The organism is Actinokineospora sp. (assembly GCF_050699995.1).
Lineage (GTDB): Bacteria > Actinomycetota > Actinomycetes > Mycobacteriales > Pseudonocardiaceae > Actinokineospora.
This window is the reverse complement of record NZ_JBOHGC010000083.1, coordinates 1-2,657: the sequence shown is the minus strand read 5'-3', so window position 1 is coordinate 2,657 and position 2,657 is coordinate 1. Positions and strand designations below refer to the sequence as shown.

Sequence of the window (2,657 nt, the reverse complement as noted above, 5' to 3'; positions counted from 1 at the left end):
CCCACAGCGCGAGCGGCGGCCCGGCCCAGCGCAGACCCCGCCCGCACGCGTTGTGCAGGGCGAGCAGCGGCCAGCCGGGCCACTCTGCGTCCTCCGGGATGACCAGTCGCGCACCCACCGCCGCCGCGTTCTCAAGGTCGGCTTCGACGCGGTCGCGGGCGCTGCGGGCCGAGGTCTCGTCCCCAACCGCGTTCGGCACCTCCCCCGTCTTGACCCGCACGGCGGCCTCCACCGGGCCGAGCGCCTCGACGAACATGGACAACGCGGGTGCGGGCGGCTCAGCCACGCCCAGGAGATAGGCGCGAGCGGCCCGAACAGGGTCGATCGTCATGCCCTTCCCCCAAGATCCCTTACTACCCCAAACAACCAACCTGATTGATCGCGACAGTCCTTAAATGGCAAGCTTTTCATCGAAGATCCTTCACAAAGTCGTTGCACGGCAAGGAGTTTAGGTCGACCGGCGATCGCGGAACTCAAGAGCGGCCGCGACATGGTCCGCGGTGGGCGATGCCGACTCCGCAAGGTCGGCGAGGGTCCAGGCGATGCGGAGGCAGCGGTCGGCGCCCCGCGCGGTGAGGGCTCCGGTGTTGAGGCCGCGGTCCAGCAGGGCGGTGGTGTCGCGGGGTAAGGTGAATTCCCGGCGGAGGATCGGGCCCGGCGCTTCGGAGTTGGTGTGCCAGCCGTAGTCGGACCAGCGCCGGGCCGCTCGGTCGCGGGCTCGCCCGACCCGCTCGCGAACCGTGGCCGTGGACTCGGGGTCAGCGTCGCCGACTCGGGACATGGCGGTGATCGGCCGCATCCGCACCCGCAGGTCGACCCGGTCCAGCAGCGGCCCGGAAAGCCTTGCCAGGTAACGACGTCTGGCATGTGGAGCGCAGACACAGTCCGCTTCCCGCGGCGGTGCGCAAGGGCATGGATTGGTGGCGAGGACCAACTGGAATGCGGCCGGGTAGCGGACGACGCCGTCGCGTCGGGCCAGGCGGATCTCGCCTTCTTCAAGCGCGGTCCGCAGCGCTTCGAGTCGGTTGGGCGCGAACTCGCAGGCCTCGTCAAGGAACAGGATTCCCCTGTGCGCCTTGCTGATCGCACCGGGCTTGGCGAGACCCGCGCCACCGCCGACGAGCGCGGGCACGGAGGTCGTGTGGTGTGGGGCGATGAATGGAGGGAGGGTGATCAGCGGTGATTCGGCGGCCAGGTCGCCGGAGACGGAGTGGATCGCGGTGACTTCGAGGGCTTGTTCCCGGGCGAGTGGGGGCAGCAGGCCCGGCAGCCGTTTGGCGAGCATGGTCTTGCCCGTGCCTGGTGGGCCGGCGAGTAGCAGGTTGTGGCCCCCGGCCGCCGCGACTTCCAAGGCCCAGCGGGCTTCGGGCTGGCCGAGCACGTCAGCGAGGTCCGGCGGCGCGGTCGCGGTGTCGGCGGTGAGCGGCTCGGGCCGGGCCAGTTCGCCCTCGCCGCGCGCCCAGACCAGGATGTCGGTGAGGCAGTCGGCGCCGTAGACCTCCAGCCCACTGACCAGCGACGCCTCCGCCATGGCGGCTGTCGGCACGATCGCCCTGCGCAGCCCGGAACGGCGGGCCGCGAGCATGCAGGGCAGGACACCGCGGACCGTGCGGAGCCGTCCGTCGAGCGCGAGTTCGCCGAGGAGAACCGTGCCCGCGAGCACCTCCGGCGGAGCCTTGCGGTCGGCCACGAGAACGGACAGCGCGAGCGCGAGGTCGTAGCCGGAGCCGCCCTTGGGAAGGGCGGCGGGTGAGAGGCCGAGGGTGACCAGTTGATCGGGCCACTGCAGCCCACTGTTGCGCACAGCGGCGCGAACCCGGTCTTTGGCTTCGTTGAGGGAGGCGTCGGGGAGGCCGACGATCAGGGTCTTCGGCTTGCCGCCGCCGATGTCGGCCTCGATTTCGACGGTGATCCCGTCGACGCCGAACAGGGCGATGGACCACGCGCGGGCGAGAACCATCAGGCCACGCCCCACGGGGGGGAAAGCGAAGCCAGGGGGACTGCTGTCGCAGAGGTTGCCGTCGACAGGACTGCGATGGGACGGGCTGTGGTGAGACAGGCCGTGGCGGGAAGGACCGTGGTGGAGCAGGAGGCCACCGTCGCGGACAGTCGGCCGGGCATCAGAAGGCTGCCTTGAGGTGGCGGATCTCGGGTGTTCCGCCAGGTGCCCAGAGCACCGACACGATGTCGAAGCGGGTTTCGCAGGGCAGCAGCCCATGGTCTACCCGCCAGCGGGTGGCCAGGCGGCGGATTCTGGCGGCTTTCGCGTCCGTGACCGACTCGGCAGGAGTGCCGTAGGCGGTGGAGGTTCGGGTTTTGACCTCACAGACCACCAAGCGGGCGCGGTCGGTGAGGATCAGGTCCAGTTCGCCCTGGCGGCAGCGCCAGTTGCGGTCCAGCAGGACCAGGCCGGTGCTCTCCAGGTACCTGGCCGCGAGGTCTTCGCCTTGGGCGCCTAGGTCGAGATGGGCGGGCATGGTGCTCCAGTCGGGATCGAGTGGTGTCGATCTCGACGGTGTCGCACCTCAAGGCTCGGCGGGAGAGGGCAGCGCGGGCCTGTGGATCGGGTGTGGACAGACCCGGAGAGATGATCTCCGGGTCGCTTCTTTGTCGCCGGCTTGTGCTAGCGCCTGTCTCGAAGTGCGGGTGCGCGCCAG

2 protein-coding genes and 1 pseudogene are annotated in these 2,657 nt (G+C 70.3%); all 3 read right to left on the bottom strand.

Features of this window, described 5'->3' with window-relative positions:
- Positions 1-331 (bottom strand): annotated as a pseudogene (locus ACRDSQ_RS04945) (DNA-processing protein DprA); the annotation flags it as partial.
- 117 nt (positions 332-448) lie between these two features.
- Positions 449-1,960 carry a YifB family Mg chelatase-like AAA ATPase gene (locus tag ACRDSQ_RS04940; protein ID WP_431419172.1) on the bottom strand — a complete coding sequence of 504 codons (1,512 nt, stop codon included), beginning with the start codon at positions 1,958-1,960 and terminating at the stop codon, positions 449-451.
- A gap of 160 nt (positions 1,961-2,120) precedes the next feature.
- Positions 2,121-2,477: a YraN family protein gene (locus ACRDSQ_RS04935; RefSeq protein ID WP_431419171.1), complete on the bottom strand. Its 357-nt coding sequence runs from the start codon at positions 2,475-2,477 to the stop codon at positions 2,121-2,123.
- Between the last annotated feature and the right edge of the window lie 180 nt (positions 2,478-2,657).

Bases quoted from the DNA above. Each gene is read 5' to 3' on its own strand.
- ACRDSQ_RS04935 (WP_431419171.1), bottom strand. From the start codon at position 2,477: ATGCCCGCCCATCTCGACCTAGGCGCCCAAGGCGAAGACCTCGCGGCC.
- ACRDSQ_RS04940 (WP_431419172.1), bottom strand. From the start codon at position 1,960: ATGGTTCTCGCCCGCGCGTGGTCCATCGCCCTGTTCGGCGTCGACGGG.